The sequence below is a fragment of the Gordonia sp. L191 genome (assembly GCF_030077625.1).
Classification (GTDB): Bacteria; Actinomycetota; Actinomycetes; order Mycobacteriales; family Mycobacteriaceae; genus Gordonia; species Gordonia polyisoprenivorans_A.
In genome coordinates, this window is record NZ_CP125996.1 from 1,895,501 (window position 1) to 1,912,095 (window position 16,595).

Genomic DNA, 16,595 nt, shown 5'->3' on the forward strand with positions numbered 1-16,595 from the left:
CGACAGCCGATGTCGTTGTGTTCGTTGCACTTCCGGCGGTTACGCCGGCGGCGCGCCTACTCGAGCGGGTTGCCGCCCTTTTCCTGCAACTCGCGCAGGGCCTTGCGTTCGGCGAGCTCCTGCTCGTGCTCGTGCTCGATGTTGCGGTTCTGCTGCTCGGGCGGATCGGCGAGCAGGATCGAACCCGTACCCGGAGCGCCGGCGGAGCCGAGCTTGTTCATCCGCTTCGGGACAGCCGCACCCTCGTAGGGGAGCGGGATCGGGTGACCGTGGCTGTCGACCGGTCCGAGCGGCTGATGCAGCTCGATGTACTCACCCTGCGGCAGGCGCTTGATGATTCCGGTCTCGATGCCGTGGGCGAGGACCTCGCGGTCGCTGCGCTGCAGCGCCAGCGCCCAGCGGTAGGCGATGAAGTACAGCAGCGGCGGGATGACGATCAGGCCGATGCGGCCCGCCCAGGTCGTCGCATTGAGCGACACGTGGAACTTCAACGCGATGATGTCGTTCATGCACATCAGCGTGAGGATGATGTAGAAGCTGAAGGCCATCGCGCCGAGGCCGGTGCGCACCGGGGTGTCACGCGGACGCTGCAGCAGGTTGTGGTGAGCGTCGTCGCCGGTGAGGCGCTTCTCGATCCACGGGTAGGCGAACATCACGCCGAACATCAGGGTGATGATCACGACGCACCAGAACACCGCCGGAATCGTGTAGTGACCCCAGTACAGCTCCCAGTCGGGCATCAGACGCACCAGACCGTCGGTCCACATCATGTAGATGTCGGGCTGCGAGCCCGCCGACACCTGCGCCGGGTTGTACGGGCCGAGGACCCACACCGGGTTGATCTGGAACACACCGGCCATGATCGCGAGGACACCGGTGACCACGGCGAACATCGCACCACCCTTGGCGGCGAAGACCGGCATGATGCGCACGCCGACGACGTTCTTCTCGGTGCGGCCGGGGCCGGGGAACTGCGTGTGCTTCTGGTACCAGACCAGGGCCAGGTGAGCACCGATCAGCGCGAGGATGATTCCCGGGAACAACAGGATGTGCATCACGTACATGCGCGGGATGATGATGTCGCCCGGGAACTGTCCGCCGAACAGCGCCCAGTGAATCCAGGTGCCCACCAGCGGGATTCCGAGGACGATACCGCTCATTGCGGCGCGCACACCGGTTCCGGAGAGCAGGTCGTCGGGCAGTGAGTAACCGAAGAAGCCCTCGAACATCGCCAGGATCAGCAGCAGGCAGCCGATGATCCAGTTGGCCTCGCGAGGCCGCCGGAACGCACCGGTGAAGAAGATGCGCGCCATGTGGATGATGATCGACGCCGCGAACAGCAGGGCCGCCCAGTGGTGCACCTGCCGGACGAACAGACCGCCGCGCACCTCGAACGAGATGTTGAGCGTGGTCTCGTAGGCACGGGTCATCATGACGCCCTTGAGCGGCTCGTAATCGCCGTGGTAGATGACCTCACTCATCGACGGATCGAAGAAGAAGGTCAGATACACACCCGACAGCAGCAGGATGATGAAGCTGTAGAGAGCGACCTCGCCGAGCATGAAGGACCAGTGACTCGGGAAGACCTTGTTGATCTGCCGGCGCATACCGGCGGCGAGGTGGTACCGCGAGTCCACCTCTTCGGCCTGTGTGGCCATGCGGTCGGCGATGGTCATGAGTCACGCTCCCAGAAAGCCGGTCCGACGGGTTCGATGTAGTTGCCCTGGTTGTGGGCACGGTTGGCGACCAGGTACCCCTGATCGTTCACCGTTATCGGCAATTGCGCCAGTGCGCGCGCTGCCGGACCGAAGACCGGTTTGGCCGAGTCGAGCGCGTTGAACTGTGACTGGTGGCACGGGCAGAGGATGCGATTGGTGCGCTGCTCGTAGAGCGAGGTCGGGCAGCCGAGGTGACTGCAGACCTTGGTGTAGGCGAAGTAGTCGCCGTAGTTGAAGCTCTCCTGGCCCTTGCGCTTGATGACGTTGGCCGCGTCGGCCGGACGCAAGCGGATGAGCATGACCGGGTTGCTGACGTAGCGCAGACCCCAGACGAGCTTCTCGCGCGACTCCTCGGTCTCGCCGAGTCCGTCGGAGACACGCCACGGGAAGACGGTTTCCATCGCCCCGGAGTCGAGATCCTCGGGCCGGACGAGGGCCACCCGGTAGGGGTCGCCGACATCGCGACGAAGGAACACCGTCTCGGTCGGGTTCTCCTTGGAGTTGTAGATCGGTGACCAGCCCGAGTTCCACAGGGGAGCGTCACCACGATCGGCCCACGGGTTCTTGATGATGCCGCCCACCGCGGCGATCACACCGGTGAAGGCGAGCGCACCGAAGGCGAAGATGCCCGAGCCGATGATCATCTTGCGGCGGCCGAGGGTGGAGGTGGTCCCGGAGTCCTTCAGCTCGGCGACGATGGTCGCCTTGTCGACGTCACTGGAACCGGGTCCGTCGTGACGGTCCTGCACCGAGATCTCCGAGGGCAGGAACTTCTTGGTGATCAACACCAGTGCGATGCCGATCGACAAGATCGACAGACCGAAGGTGATGCCCAACAGCGGGGTGTTGAGCGTGTACCACCAGTAGTTCGGATCGTCCGGCATGGCGAAGTGCCAGTGATTGAAACAGAAGATGACGAAGCAGGCGAGCGCTGAGATGCCCGAGATCGTCAGCCAGATGGCGACCTGGCGCTCGGCGCGCTTCTCAACACCGGTGCCCGGCTCGGGGTAGCGCTCGCCGCGGTGGATGATCTCCACCCCGTCGAGGTTGGTACCGAGTTTGACCAGCTCGTCGTTGCTCATCTGGTCGAGTTCGTCCTTGGTCGGGACGTCCTTATCGCTGACGGTCATGCTCGAGATCCCATCCACATCGCGGCGGCGACGATCGCCACAACCCCGACAAACCACATCACCATGCCCTCACTGACGGGGCCGAAGCCGCCGATTCCGAGGCCGCCCTGCGGCTTGGATTCGGTGACGTACTTGATGAAGCCGATGATGTTCTTCTTCTCGTCCACCGACAGCTGGCGGTTGGAGAACTTCGGCATGTTCTGCGGGCCGGTCAGCATCGCCGTGTAGATCTGCTGTTCCTTGACGTCGGACAACGTCGGCGCGAACTTACCGCCGGACAGCGCACCGCCACGGCCGGTGAAGTTGTGGCACGACGCGCAGTTCAGTCGGAACAGCTCGCCACCCTGGGCGAGGTTGTCGCCGCGGAGTGACTCCTGGGCAACCACGCGGACACCGTTCTCGGTCTTGATCGAACCGTCCGGGTTGTGCTCGTAGATCACGCTGGGTCCACCACCCATGCCCTGGATGTAGGCACCGAGCTGGTCGATCTGGGCGGTGGTGAACTTCGGCGGCTTGCGCAGCGCCTGCGCCTCACCGCGAGCGGCGGGCATACGGCCGGTCGACACCTGGAAGTACACGGCCGCGTCGCCGACACCGAGCAGCGACGGGCCGCGATCGGGCACACCCTGCAGGTTGGCGCCGTGGCAGGTGACGCACGAGGTCTCGTACAACTGCTTGCCCGCACTGATCAGCGCGGCGTTGTCGACGTCGGCGGTGGCGACCTGCGGCTTGGGCGTCAGCAGCGACGCGATCATGCCGGCCATGAACAGACCGGCGAGCAACAGGATGGTGCCGCTGACACGTCGGCGAAGCTTGCGTCGTGCCTTCGACCGGCGGGCGGAACTCGCCGGGGTCGTCGACGGCGTCGCGACCGATTCGACCGCGTCAGTTGCGTCGCTATCCGACGATCGCGGTGGAGATGAACTCATCTCTAGTCTCTCTACTAGCGGACGGACTCTGGGCTGTGATGCGGGTTCACCCCGCGCAAAGCTCGGTTACTGCGCAGGGACTCCGGGTGCTCCCGGCGTGCCGCGTTCTCATCGAATGAAGTAGATCGTCACGAACAGGCCGATCCACACGATGTCGACGAAGTGCCAGTAATAGGACACGACGATCGCCGCGGTCGCCTGGGCCGGGGTGAACTTCGACAGCTTGGTGCGGATCAGCAGGAAGATGAAGGCGACCAGACCACCGATGACGTGCAGGCCGTGGAATCCGGTGGCCATGTAGAACACCGAGCCGTAGGCGCTCGAGGAAAGCGTCGTGCCCTCGTGCACCAGGTGGTAGTACTCGTAGCCCTGGCCGCAGACGAAGAACGCGCCCATGAAGAAGGTCAGCAGGTACCAGCGGCGCAGACCGAAGACGTCTCCGCGCTCGGCGGCGAACACACCCATCTGGCACGTCACCGACGAGAGGATGAGGACCGTCGTCACCGGGATGGCCAGGGCCAGATTGAGTTCGGTGGGCTCCGGCGGCCATCCGTCGACCGGATTGGCGTTGGCGCGCGCGACGAAATACATCGCGAACAAGCCTGCGAAGAACATCAGCTCACTGGACAGCCAGACGATCGTGCCGACACTCACCATGTTGGGCCGGTTGAGTGAGTGCACGCGCGCGGTGATGGCCGTTCCGGAAGTACCTACAGCGCTAGTCACAAGTTGAAGTATGACGGTTCGTAGTACGCGGTGACCACTTGGGTCCGAGATTGGTGGGAACTTTTTCTCTTCGCGCTGGTCGGCGCCGGTTGCGCGGGTGTCTCGGCGTGTCTGTGGGCCCGTCGTGGTTTGCTCGGGACATGGGTACTTCGCGATCGGACCACGAGCCGAACCCAGCGCCGCGGGATGTGAACGGCCGCCCGGTCTCCCGTTCCCGCTGGCAACGACTCACCGCGCGGATCGGTTCCCGCAGCGTTCCCGAAGCGATCGGCGTCGATGACGACGATCTCGAGGTGATCGCTTCGTGCGACGACGACGCCGCATCGAGTTCGACTGTGCTGGAAGGGTCTTCGTGGCGTCCACAGGATCAGGCCGTGGTCCGTCATCATCTGGTTCTGCCGATCTCGCGGGTGTCCGACGCCATCGCGGTCGCCGCGCTCGACGGGTACCGGCCGGTTCTTCAGGAGCACGACGGCCCGGTGCCGGATGGGCACGAGGCGCTGGTGCTGGCGCGGGTGCAACTCGTCGATGCACTGCACCTGTCGCAGGAGCGTTCGAGGATGGCCAGTCTCGGGTCGCGGCACGACGGCCGCGCGGTGGGGTGGCAGGTGCTGCAACGTGCCGGGAAGACGGACCACTCGGGCGGGCGAACAAGCGGGTGAGCGGCCGGGACGTGGGTGGCCCCACGCCCGGGGAGTGTCGGGTCGGCCCTACAGTTCTTGGGGTGAGCAGCGCGCAGACGTACACGTGGCCGCAGATCCTCGGCCGGGTCACCGACGGCATCGACCTGACCGTCGACGAAGCGGCCTGGGCGATGAACGAGATCATGACCGACGGGGCGACAGGAGCCCAGATCGCGGCCTTCGGGGTCGGGGTCAAGATGAAGGGCGCCGCGCCCGCCGAGTTGCGCGGGCTGGCCGCGGCGATGCTCGAGCACGCGGTACCGGTGACCGTGTCCCGGCCGGCCATCGACGTGGTCGGCACCGGCGGCGACCGTTCCCACACCGTCAACATCTCCACCATGACCGCCGTCGTCATCGCCGCGGCCGGCGTCGCCGTGGTCAAACACGGCAATCGCGCCGCGTCGTCGAAGAGTGGTGGCGCCGACGTCCTCGAGGCGCTCGGCGTGTCGATCGGCCTGGGCGCGGGCGACGTCGAACGTTGCGTCGACGAATTGGGTATCGGATTCTGCTTCGCGCCGGTGTTCCATCCGGCGTTCCGTTTCACCGGGCCGCCGCGCAGGGAGATCGGTATCCCAACGGTGTTCAACGTGCTCGGGCCGCTGACGAACCCCGCCCGACCCTCCCGCGGGCTGATCGGCTGTGCCTTCGCCGACCTCGCACCCGTGCTCGCCGAGGCCTTCGCCGAACGAGGGGCGGCCGTGCTCGTCGTCCGGGGTGACGACGGACTCGACGAACTGACGACAACAAGCACCTCGACGGTGTGGCAGGTCGTCGGCGGCCGGGTCGTCGAACTCACCCTCGATCCGCGCGACCTCGGTATCGAGCTCGTGGAGCTGTCGGCGCTGCAGGGGGGAGACGCCATCGCCAACGCCGCGATCGGCCGCGACCTGTTCGCCGGGGTACGGGGCCCGGTCCGGGACGCGGTGGTCCTCAACGCCGCGGGCGCCATCGTGTCGGCGGAGATGACCGACGCCTACGGCGTCGAAAGCCTCACCGCAGCGATGGTGTCGGCGAAGGCACGCGCCGAAGCCGTCATCGATTCCGGCGCCGCGGCCGCGCTACTCGATCGGTGGGCCGCGCGCTCGCAGGAGCTGGCCGGCCGGCCGTAGCGCGTTACTCCTCGCCGATGGAGAAGCCGCCCTCGACCTCCGAGCTGGAATAGCTGCGGAAGGCGATGTGGGTGGCGGTATGGGTCACCCCCGGTAGCCGGTTGATCCGGCCGGTCACCACATCGGCGATCTCGGCGTGATCGCGCACCTTGATCTTGGCGATGAGATCGACGTCGCCGGCACACGAGTACACCTCGGCGACGCCGCTGATGTCGGCGACCGCCTGCGCGGTCTCCGGGATGCGGTGAACGTCGGCGTGGATGAGGACGATGGCGGTGATCATGGCATCAGCTTAGGGCGTGGATCCCACCGGCCCGTAGCGGCTTTGCGTGCTGCGCCACGGCCTTCGGATGCGGTGCGGGCGTCCGGGTCCGGCGTCGAGGCATGGCGGTCTCGGCGGCCGAGCGGGCCGTGGCGGCCCAGTCGCCGCGGCGCGCCGCCGATCCGACCGGCGACGCGAAACCCTCGGAGCTCGCGACGATTCGCACGCCCGGCTCGCCGAGCCACCGGTGGAGCAGTGCCGATTCCTCCGGGGACGCACCCAGCAGCGGCCCCTCCCCGGGCAGCACCGTCTCCGCGGAGGCGATCAACGCGTCGACGACCGGCATGGGGGCCACTCCCCGTCGGGCGTGTCCGGCCGACGCGAGCCGGCCGTGCCGGATCACGGCCAATTCCCATCCTCCCGCGCCGTCGGTCCGGGCGACGACGATCTCGGCGATCCGGCACAGCGCCGAGAGCCGCTGACAGCGTGCCAGCGTGTCGATGGTCGCGGCGACCCGGTCGCGGTGACGCGCCGCGGTCTCGAACATCTGCGCGTCGGTGAGGCGGTCGAGTTCGTCGATGAGCCCCGACAACATGGCCGAGTCGCGACCGGAGAGCAGATCATGGGCGGCCTGTACCCGGCCGACGTAGTCGGTGACCGTCAACGGACGGTCGGTGGCCGCGGCGCACCCGCCCAGGGCGTCGCCACCGTCGGCGGGGGTCCGGCACCAGTGATGTGTCGCGGCGACCGGCATTCGGGCCCGACAGGTGCGCAGTCCGGCGGCTCGGGAGATCAGCTCGGCGATCTCGGCGGCGCGGGTGCGATTGGCCACCGGTCCGACGGAGTCGGTGCCGGGGGTCCGGGTGATCTGCAGTCGGGGAAATCGTTCGCCGGTCAGCGTGATCCACCAGCCGCGGTGTGGGCGGGTGGAGCGCCGGTTGTAGGCGGGCGTGTGCGCCAGGATCAATCGCAGTTCGCGGACCCCGGCTTCGAGTGCGTGAGCACATTCGACGTGATCGACGCGGACGGCGAGATTCACCATCTCGGCGATCCGGGGTCGTGGGTCGGATCCGTTGAAATACGACATCACCCGGCGTCGCAGATCCGTCGCGGTGCCCACGTAGAGCACCTCGGCGGACGGTCCGCGAAACAGGTAGACCCCCGGTCGTGACGGAAGTCCTTCGGCGAGATGGCGTTTGGCGCGCAGACGGGGGTTCCCACGGGGGAGATAGGCGGTCAGGTCGGCGTAGGTCCGCACCCCCTGATTTCCGATGCGCTCGAGGAGCCGATGCAGGACCTCGACGGTGGCGCGGGCGTCGTCGAGGGCCCGGTGCGTCGGGCGTACCGAGACGTCGAACAGGTCGGCGAGAGCGCTGAGGCGGACGGTGGGGGCCTCGTCGCGGGTCAGCACCCGGCGCGCCAGTCGTACGGTGCACAAGCTGGTGTGAAAGGGCCACGCCATGTCCAGCCGCGTGGCGTTGTGGCGCAGGAATCCCATGTCGAAGCGCGCGTTGTGGGCCACGAGCAGGCACCCGCGCGCGAACTCGATGAAGGAGGACAGCACCTCACCGATCTGTGGGGCGTCGTAGACCATCGCGCTCGTGATCCCGGTCAGGGCGACGATCTGCGGTGGGATCGACCGTTGTGGGTCGACGAGGGTCGCGAACTCACCGAGCACCTCGCCGCCGCGCACCTTCACCGCGCCGATCTCGGTGATGGCGTCGCGGGCCGGATCGCCCCCGGTCGTCTCCAGGTCGACGACCACGATCGTCGTATCGAACAGGGACTGCTCGCCGAATCCCGCGTCGTCGGTGCCGTCCGCTCCTGCGCCGAGGTCGGCGAAGGAGAGCTGAGCCGTATCAACCACCACGCCGCGAACACTAGTTCGACCCTCCGACAGCCTCGGTTGGGGTGCGAGTGACTGCTGTGATGGGTGTGCTCTCGAGCCCCGTCGATGCCGACGCGACGATTCTGTCGGTGGCCACTTCTACTGTCGGCTGCGGTGGTCGACACCGGAGCTCGCCCGGCCCGTTGCGCAACGGGCCGGGCCGGGCAGGCCGGGATGAATCGCCCGCCGACACGTCCAGAGACAGCAAGTGAGATGGAGATCACAATGTACATCGACTGCGCCAGCTGCCCGGGCCGTCACCGCGCGTGTGACGGCTGCATGATGAACCTCTTCGTAGAGCCTGTGACCAGCGGTGATAGGGATGATCTCGGTGGTCGGCGGGTGGTCCGTGAGGTGGGGGATTCCGACGCCGAGATCTGCTCTGCGGTCGATGTGTTCGCCGGCGCTTCGATGGTGAGCACGGAGTCTGCACGATCGGCAAAACTCGCCATCGGCCCTGCGTGCGGACCCGCTTCGCGCCCGGGTCTGCGGATTCTGCGGGCGGGTTAGCCGTCACCGCGAATCGGGCCCTTTGTCCCCTAGTGGACAGACCCGCATCCGATTTCGTAACCTTTCCGAGACCTTCGCAGAGCGTCCCGCTTCAAACCGAAGCGGTCTGGGGAGATCACCGCTCAATCGTCCGACGGACGAACCGGGGAACCACACATTTTCGGAGCAATTCGAATTGGGGTGAGTCGCGCCCTGGGCACGACTGTGTCCGGATCGCGTAGGGCCATTCTCTCGGCCCGAACCCGACAGCTAACTCGGTAGGCGGTCAAGGGAGAACCAAAGGAGAACTCGTTTCGTGGCCAAACATCGTTTGGAACAGCCGAATCGCGGAGGCATCGCCAAGAAGGCGATGATCGCGGGCTCGCTGACCGTCGGCTCGCTCGCCGTGGCCGCAGGTCCGGCCCTCGCCGCACCGGCTCCGGCGCCCAGTGCGACCATCGAGATCCCGAATCTCGGCAAGTTCACGGTGCCCGGCATCGATCAGAATCAGGTTCCGAACCAGTTCCGCCCGGGTGGTGGCGGTATCACCGCCCCGGTGCAGAGTGCTGCAGAAAAGGCCGTTCGTGCCGCGGAAACCAAGATCGGCGCGCCCTACGTGTACGGCGCCGCCGGCCCTAATGCCTTCGATTGCTCCGGCCTCGTCTACTGGTCCTACCAGCAGGCCGGCAAGACGATCCCGCGCGACAGCTACGGCCAGCTGGGTGGCGGACGCGCGGTGAACTACGCCGACGCGCAGCCCGGCGACGTCCTAATCTTCAACGGCGGCAGCCATGCCGGTCTCTACATCGGCAACGGCCAATTCATCCACGCCTCCACCGAGGGTGTCCCGGTGCAGAAGGCGTCGGTCAAGGCATGGTCGCTGACCGGGGTTCGCCGATACTGATCCCGGTCTCGGTGAGAACGTGTGAGCATGTATTCGGGCGGATCGCGCACAGCGCGATTCGCCCGAACGCGTCGAGGACTACGACGCCCCGGTCGAGGCAGAGGTGACGAGCCCGGGTCGGTGGGGAAGTGCAAGGGGAATGTGGTGACAATCGTGGGAGCCGGATCGGCAATCGGTCCCAACCGATCGGCACGCCTGGCGTTGATCACCGTGATCGCGGTGATCGCGGTCGCGGTGACGCAGATCGGCGCGGTGTTCGGGACGCCGCACGCCGTGGCCGACCCGCCGCAATCGGCGGATCAACTGCTTGCGCGATACACCTCGCTGAGCCGTGAAGCCGAGACCTCGGCCGAACAGATGCACAACGCCCAGATCGAGTACGACAAGCAGCGTGGCATCGTCGCCCAGTCCAAGAAGGCCGCCGCCGCCGCGCAGAGTTCACTCGACCGTTCCCAGGTTTCGTTGAACGAGTTGCAGACACGCTTCGACTCCCTCGTGCGCATCAGTTACATGGGCGGTCGCTCCAACCGGCTCTATGCCGTCCTCACCAGCAACTCGCCCCAAACCCTGCTCGACCAGATGTCCGGGTTGGAGATGGTCTCGCGTCGCGCCGCCGCCGATCTGGCGGCGCTGAAGAAGGTGCGCGCCCAGACCGTCTCGGACCGCGACGCCGCGAATTCGACGGCATCGACGGCCACCCGCGCGGTCTCCGACGCCGAGCGTGTACGCGGCGATCTGCAGAAGAAGCAGGCCGAACTGCAACTGCAGGCCGCCCAGATCCGGGTGATCTATGCGAGCCTGACCGGCAAGCAGCTTGCCGCGCTCGCCGGCCCGCGCTTCGACTTCGACCCCGCAGCCGTACCCCGCGGGACCGCCCCCGCACTCGTCGCCGTCCAGGCCGCGCTGACCCGCATCGGCGACCCGTATGTATGGGGCGCGACCGGTCCCGACTCGTTCGACTGCTCGGGCCTGATGGTGTGGGCGTTCAAGCAGGCGGGCAAGCTCCTGCCACGATCCAGTGAGGCGCAACTCGCCGGCGGCACCCCGGTCTCGCGCCAGGATCTGCAGCCCGGCGACCTCATCATCTATTACCCCGACGCCACGCATGTGGGCATGTACGTCGGCGACGGCTACGTGATCCACGCCTCCACCTTCGGTGTGCCGGTCAAGGTCGTCCCGATCGACGACGCGGGACCGTACAACTCCGCGCGTCGGTACTAGGGGCGTGCTCCGCCCGCGGTGGGCGATCGGCGTGCTCCGCCCGCGGGTGGCGCCCCGGCGTGCCGCGGTGACCACGGGCGCCGGAGCGGTGCTCGTCGTCACCTCACTACTGATCACCTCCTGCGGTGGCGACGGTGTCGGTGGCGGCTCCGGTACGAGGTCGTCCTCGGCGCCCGCGTCGACGACCAACGTCTATCTGGACCAGCGCTCCCAGGGCGTGACGCGACTGCTCGACGCGCTGTCGACCGCGCTGCGTTCGGGCACCCCCGATCAGCTTGCGGGGCTGCTCGACCCGTCCATCGCCCCGGCGTTACGCGCCCGGTTGCAGACCGTGCAGGACAACCTGTCGTCGTCGGTGCCTCGCCCGGACTCATCATCGCGTGGACAACGCTTGCAGCTCAAGGAGTTTCGTTACCAGCTCGCTCCCACCGAGGAGGTCGAGACCCTGGTCGGTGCCGACGTCCAGGCACGGCTGGATCAGCAGGGCAGCTCCGACACCTGGGTGGCCCCGGTGGAATTGCACGTGGCGCTCGGCGGTGCGAGCACTCCCGGCATCGATGAGGACGAGGTGGTGATCGATACCCAGCTCGTCGCCGCCCGCTACGACGACACCTGGAAACTGGTCGGCGACTCGACACTCGCCGGTGAGCCCGCACCACCGACACAGATGTGGGATCTGCCGGGGCTGGCCGTTGCCGATGTCCCCACCGCGGGCGGCGCCTCGGTCATCGCGTCCTATCCGGATGGTGCGGACGGTTCTGGCACCTCTTCTCCCGGCTCGACAGCTCCTGGTTCGACAGCTCCCGGCCCCACCGCCGAGATGGTTGCCCGCATCCGCTCGCTGCTCCCCGGCGCGATCGCCGCGGTGTCGGCATTCTGGGGGACCGGGTGGCCCCAGCGTTCGGTGCTGGTGAGTACGGCCGACGACGACCAGTTCCACGCCCTGGCCGCCTCGGCCACCGACACCGCTGCGGCCGCCACCATCTACGCCCACCTCGATCTGTCCGCCGGTTCGGTGACCGGCCAGCGTGTGCTCCTCACGCCGATGGCCCGTGATCTGCCCGCACCGGCACTCGGCGTCGTCCTGCGTCACGAACTCACCCACGTCGCGACACGCGCGCAGACCGCGACCACCGCGCCGATGTGGCTCACCGAGGGGGTGGCGGAGTACGTGGGGCGAAAGGGTACCTATACCCGCCCCGCCGACGCGGCCCCGGATCTCGCGGCCGCGGTGCAGGCCGGTGACACCCCGTCCGATCTGCCGACCGATCAGCAGTTCTCCGTCGACGCCGATTCCGCGCGGATGGCCTATCAGTCGGCGTGGTCGGTGGCGACCTTCGTCGCGGCGGCGTTCGGCGAACCCAGGCTGCGGGCACTGTATGTGGCGGTGGGTGCATCGGGCGACGCCGCGCGGGCCGACGCCGCGTTGTCGGCCACCCTGGGAATCACGCGGGCTCAGTTCGTTGCCCGGTGGCGGGCGTGGCTGACGGCCGAACTGCGATGAGATCGGCAAGGATGATGGCGTGACCCACCGAACGCTCCTGGTGACCAACGATTTTCCGCCACGGCGTGGCGGAATCCAGTCCTACCTCCAGAATCTCGTGGATCTGCTGGACCCGGACGATGTGGTGGTCTACGCCCCGCGCTGGCGTGGACGCAGCCACGAGGAGTTCGACGCCGCGGTACCCTACCGCGTCTATCGGCATCCGACGACGCTGATGCTGCCCACCCCGTTCGTCGCTCGTCGGGCTGCGAAGATCATTCGGGACGAAGACATCTCGACGGTCTGGTTCGGAGCGGCCGCGCCGTTGGCGGTGTTGTCGGGATATCTGCGCCGGGCCGGAGCCCGGCGCATCATCGCCAGCACACACGGACACGAGGTCGGTTGGTCGATGCTCCCGGGGGCGCGCGGCATCCTGCGCTACATCGGCAACCACACCGACGTCATCACCTTCGTCAGCCGCTATACCCGCGGCCGGTTCGCCTCGGCCTTCGGTCCTCGGGCCGCGCTGGAGTATCTGCCCCCGGGCGTCGATGTCGCCCGCTTCGCTCCGGATGCCCAGGCGCGCCAGCGAATTCGTGCCGAGCTGGGACTCGGTGAACGGCCCACGATCCTGTGTCTGTCGCGGCTGGTGCCGCGCAAGGGGCAGGACGTCCTGATCCGCGCGCTGCCATTGATCCGATCGGAGATCGCCGACGCCGCGCTCGTCATCGTCGGGGGCGGGCCCTACGCCGAGAAGCTGCACGACATCGCCCACGCGGAGGGGGTGAGCGAGCACGTCGTGTTCACCGGGCCGGTGCCGGCCGCCGAGCTCGCCGCTTACCACACCATCGCCGACGTCTTCGCCATGCCGGCGCGCACACGTGGCAAGGGCCTCGACGTCGAGGGTCTGGGCATCGTCTACCTGGAGGCGTCGGCCTGCGGTGTGCCGGTGGTCGCCGGCCTCTCCGGCGGCGCCCCGGAGACCGTCCGCGAGGGGGTCACCGGAACCGTCGTCGACGGCACCGATGTCGCCGGGGTCGCGCTCGCGCTCATCGGGATCCTCTCCGATCGCGACGCCGCCGCCGAGATGGGCCGTCAGGGTCGCCGATTCGTCGAGGATCACTGGCAGTGGTCGCAGATGGCCGCACGTCTGCGTCAACTGCTGTGATCGGTCAGCGGCTGTGACCGGTCAACTGCTGTGATCGGCCGGCTGCTGTGAGCGGCTCCGGTCGGGGATGACTCAGCGCTTGGCGTAGAGCGCGTCGATGTCGCCGGCGTACTTGTCGACGACCACATTGCGCTTGACCTTCAGCGTCGGGGTCATCTCACCGGTCTCCTCGCTGAAATCGTCACCGAGAATCCGGAACTTCTTGATCGACTCGGAGTGCGAGACGGTCTTGTTGGCCTCGTCGACGGCCGACTGAATCGCCGCGCGCAGGTCGGGGTCGTCGGCGAGATCGGCCACCGATGCGTCGGCGGGCTTGCCGTTGCGCTCCTTCCACGCCGGGAAGGCCTCGGGATCGACGGTGACCAATGCGGCGATGAACGGCTTCTGATCGCCGACCACGACCGCCTGTGAGACCAGGGCATCGGCGCGGATGACATCCTCGAGGCCGGCGGGCGAGACGTTCTTGCCGCCCGCGGTGACGATGAGTTCCTTCTTGCGCCCGGTGATCTTCAGGAACCCCTCGTCGTCGAGTGATCCGAGATCGCCGGTGTGGAACCAGCCGTCGGTGATGGCGGCGGCGCTGGCCTCCTCGTTGTGCCAGTACTCCTTGAACACCACGCCGCCGCGCAGCAGGATCTCCCCGTCCTCGGCAATCCGAACGTCGTTGCTCGCCAAGGGTTTTCCGACGGTGCCGATCTTGACCGCGCCGGGGGTGTTGACGGTGACCGCCGCGGTCGTCTCGGTCAGGCCGTAACCCTCGTAAACCGGGATCCCGATCCCGGAGAAGAAGAATCCCAGGCGAGAACCGAGCGGCCCGCCCCCGGAGATCGCGAGCTCGCACTCGCCGCCGAGTGCCGCGCGGAGCTTGCCGTAGACGAGCTTGTCGAACAGGGTGTGCTTGGCGCGCAACACGATTCCGACGTCGCCGCGTTCGGCCGCCGCGGCGTGGTCGATGGCGGTGGCCGCCGCCATGTCGAAGATCCGGCCCTTGCCCTCGTCGTGGGCCTTCTGGCGGGCGGTGTTGTAGACCTTCTCGAACACGCGGGGCACCGAGAGGATCAGAGACGGCTTGAACACCGCGAATTCCGGTACGAGGCCCGGAATGTCGTTGGTGAAGCCCACCTCGACCCCGGCCTCCATGGCGACCAGGGTGATCGCGCGGGCCAGCACGTGCGCCAGCGGCAGGAACATCAGCAACCGCTTGCCGGGCGCGAGCAACTGCGACATGTTGCCCTCGAGGACCCCGCGGACCTCGGAGAGCATGTTGGCGTGCGTCAGCTCGCAGCCCTTAGGCCGGCCGGTGGTGCCCGAGGTGTAGATCAGCGTCGCCGGATCATCTGCGTGGACCGTCGCACGACGCTTGGCGACCTCGTCGTCGTCGACCTCGGCACCAGCGGTCGTCAACTGCTCGAGCGCGCCGGGTCCGTCGGCCGGATCGATCTGCAGGACCTGCACCGGATGGTCGAGATTCGCGGCTTCGTAGAGCTTTCGGTGCTCGTCGGCTTCGACGATGATCATCGACGCCGCGGAGTCGGTCATGATCCATTCGATCTGCGAACTCGACGACGAGTCGTAGATCGGGACGGTGATCGCCCCGGCCGACCAGATCGCGAAGTCCAGCAGCACCCATTCCAGTCGGGTCGCCGACAACAGGGCCACGCGATCCCCGGGCTGTACGCCGGAGGCGATCAAGCCCTTGGCCAGAGCGGTGATCCGCGCGGCGATGTCATCGGCGCGGACCGGTTCCCACGTCGCGCCCTCCTTGCGGCGGAAGACGGTCTGGCCCGGCGTGCGTTCGGCGATGCCGAAGATGATCGAGGTGGCGTTCTCATCGGCTTCGATGGTGAACCTCGCGGGAACGCTGTACTCGCTCATATCCTGCACCTTTCGACCGTCAACGATGACCAGACCATCGTAACGACGATCATTGGCACGATGTGCCGGGGTGGGCCCGGACCGGGCGGAGCAGACGTTGCCTACCGATCGGCCGCGCCGATATGTGAAGCTGGAGTCGTGACGAGCATTCAGGTTGCCGACGACACCTTCGTCGCCGCGGACCCGGAGAGTGCGGCCGAGGTGGTGGGGGACCGGACCAGGTGGCGCCGGTGGTGGCCCGACCTGCATCTCGAGGTCGTCGAGGACCGGGCGGCCGCCGGGGTGCGCTGGCGGGTGTCGGGGCCGATCGACGGGACGATGGAGATCTGGTGCGAGCCCGTGCTCGACGGTTTCGTCCTGCATTACTTCCTGCATGCCGAACCGGCCGCGTCGGTGCTCGGCGGCGGGAAATCGGACCGAGAGCGCGCGGACCTGCTCGCCGAACTCAATCGGCAGCGACGGGTGGCCGGCAAGGTGATGGCCTTCGAGTGCAAGGACGTGCTCGAGGACGGTCGCGGCGTCGGTGAGCCCGCGACCACGGCCGGCCGGACGGGTGCGTGATGGCCGACCGGACCGAACGCTCGATTGTCGTCAACGCCGACGCCGGCGACATCATGGCGGTGATCGCCGACTTCGACAACTATCCCGAATGGGTCAGTGCCGCACGCGAAGTCCACGTCACCGAACGGGATTCGGCGGGTCGCGCCCGGCGCGTCCGGTTCGTGCTGGACGCCGGGGTGCTGCGCGACACCTACGAATTGCGGTATGCGTGGGACGCCGACGGCACCGGGGTGTCGTGGGAACTGGTTTCCAGTGACCTGCAACGCGATCAGCGTGGCCGCTACGAGGTCGTGCAGCAGGTGCCCGGCTCGAGCAAGGTCACCTACACGCTGATGGTGGACCTGATGGTGCCGATGATCGGGCAACTCAAGAGGCGCGCCGAGAAGGCCATCACCGACGCCGCCCTCAACGACCTGAAGAAGAGAGTCGAAGGCTGATCGATCTCACTC

15 protein-coding genes and 1 riboswitch are annotated in these 16,595 nt (G+C 67.4%); of the genes, 8 read left to right on the forward strand and 7 right to left on the reverse strand.

Going from position 1 to position 16,595, the window contains the following annotated elements:
• Positions 1-56: 56 nt before the first annotated feature.
• From qcrB to ctaE, 4 genes are all read right to left on the reverse strand, one after another.
• A complete protein-coding gene (gene qcrB / locus QNM97_RS08505) occupies positions 57-1,676 on the reverse strand; it encodes a cytochrome bc1 complex cytochrome b subunit (RefSeq protein WP_208791631.1) in 1,620 nt (539 codons plus the stop codon).
• A complete protein-coding gene (qcrA, locus tag QNM97_RS08510; RefSeq protein ID WP_123927811.1) occupies positions 1,673-2,848 on the reverse strand; it encodes a cytochrome bc1 complex Rieske iron-sulfur subunit in 1,176 nt (391 codons plus the stop codon). The genes qcrB and qcrA overlap by 4 nt, the downstream gene beginning before the upstream one ends.
• Positions 2,845-3,777 carry a cytochrome bc1 complex diheme cytochrome c subunit gene (gene qcrC / locus QNM97_RS08515; protein ID WP_208791629.1) on the reverse strand — a complete coding sequence of 311 codons (933 nt, stop codon included), beginning with the start codon at positions 3,775-3,777 and terminating at the stop codon, positions 2,845-2,847. Before qcrC ends, qcrA begins: the two co-directional genes overlap by 4 nt.
• A 108-nt stretch (positions 3,778-3,885) precedes the next feature.
• On the reverse strand, positions 3,886-4,503 hold the full coding sequence (ctaE, locus tag QNM97_RS08520; protein WP_170320210.1) for an aa3-type cytochrome oxidase subunit III: 618 nt from the start codon (positions 4,501-4,503) through the stop codon (positions 3,886-3,888).
• A gap of 140 nt (positions 4,504-4,643) precedes the next feature.
• Here ctaE and QNM97_RS08525 point away from each other — a divergent pair, with 140 nt between their 5' ends.
• Positions 4,644-5,165 carry a hypothetical protein gene (locus tag QNM97_RS08525; protein WP_283822368.1) on the forward strand — a complete coding sequence of 174 codons (522 nt, stop codon included), beginning with the start codon at positions 4,644-4,646 and terminating at the stop codon, positions 5,163-5,165.
• Positions 5,166-5,227: 62 nt separating this feature from the next.
• On the forward strand, positions 5,228-6,295 hold the full coding sequence (trpD, locus tag QNM97_RS08530) for an anthranilate phosphoribosyltransferase (protein ID WP_283822370.1): 1,068 nt from the start codon (positions 5,228-5,230) through the stop codon (positions 6,293-6,295).
• A gap of 4 nt (positions 6,296-6,299) precedes the next feature.
• Here trpD and QNM97_RS08535 read toward each other — a convergent pair whose 3' ends face one another.
• The gene (locus tag QNM97_RS08535; RefSeq protein ID WP_006370539.1) at positions 6,300-6,578 is read right to left on the reverse strand and encodes an Lrp/AsnC family transcriptional regulator; all 279 of its coding nucleotides are present in this window, start codon (positions 6,576-6,578) and stop codon (positions 6,300-6,302) included.
• A gap of 4 nt (positions 6,579-6,582) precedes the next feature.
• On the reverse strand, positions 6,583-8,427 hold the full coding sequence (locus QNM97_RS08540) for a DEDD exonuclease domain-containing protein (RefSeq protein WP_283822371.1): 1,845 nt from the start codon (positions 8,425-8,427) through the stop codon (positions 6,583-6,585).
• 637 nt (positions 8,428-9,064) lie between these two features.
• Positions 9,065-9,234: riboswitch (cyclic di-AMP (ydaO/yuaA leader) on the forward strand.
• Between the two features lie 16 nt (positions 9,235-9,250).
• Here QNM97_RS08540 and QNM97_RS08545 point away from each other — a divergent pair.
• The 4 genes from QNM97_RS08545 to QNM97_RS08560 all read left to right on the forward strand — a co-directional run bounded on the left by QNM97_RS08545 (position 9,251) and on the right by QNM97_RS08560 (position 13,710).
• The gene (locus tag QNM97_RS08545; protein ID WP_208791626.1) at positions 9,251-9,838 is read left to right on the forward strand and encodes a C40 family peptidase; all 588 of its coding nucleotides are present in this window, start codon (positions 9,251-9,253) and stop codon (positions 9,836-9,838) included.
• Positions 9,839-9,979: 141 nt separating this feature from the next.
• The gene (locus QNM97_RS08550; protein ID WP_283822372.1) at positions 9,980-11,059 is read left to right on the forward strand and encodes an NlpC/P60 family protein; all 1,080 of its coding nucleotides are present in this window, start codon (positions 9,980-9,982) and stop codon (positions 11,057-11,059) included.
• A gap of 25 nt (positions 11,060-11,084) precedes the next feature.
• Positions 11,085-12,563, forward strand: coding sequence for a peptidase MA family metallohydrolase (locus QNM97_RS08555; RefSeq protein WP_283823141.1), 1,479 nt, complete (start codon positions 11,085-11,087; stop codon positions 12,561-12,563).
• 19 nt (positions 12,564-12,582) lie between these two features.
• Positions 12,583-13,710: a glycosyltransferase family 4 protein gene (locus QNM97_RS08560; RefSeq protein WP_283822373.1), complete on the forward strand. Its 1,128-nt coding sequence runs from the start codon at positions 12,583-12,585 to the stop codon at positions 13,708-13,710.
• Positions 13,711-13,782: 72 nt separating this feature from the next.
• On the opposite strand, the gene QNM97_RS08565 is transcribed toward QNM97_RS08560, so the two are convergent.
• A complete protein-coding gene (locus QNM97_RS08565; protein ID WP_283822374.1) occupies positions 13,783-15,585 on the reverse strand; it encodes an AMP-dependent synthetase/ligase in 1,803 nt (600 codons plus the stop codon).
• Positions 15,586-15,723: 138 nt separating this feature from the next.
• Here QNM97_RS08565 and QNM97_RS08570 point away from each other — a divergent pair, with 138 nt between their 5' ends.
• Entirely contained in the window at positions 15,724-16,146 is a 423-nt protein-coding gene (locus QNM97_RS08570; RefSeq protein ID WP_208791622.1) for a hypothetical protein, read from the forward strand.
• Positions 16,146-16,583, forward strand: coding sequence for an SRPBCC family protein (locus QNM97_RS08575; RefSeq protein ID WP_283822375.1), 438 nt, complete (start codon positions 16,146-16,148; stop codon positions 16,581-16,583). The genes QNM97_RS08570 and QNM97_RS08575 overlap by 1 nt, the downstream gene beginning before the upstream one ends.
• Positions 16,584-16,595: the final 12 nt, after the last annotated feature.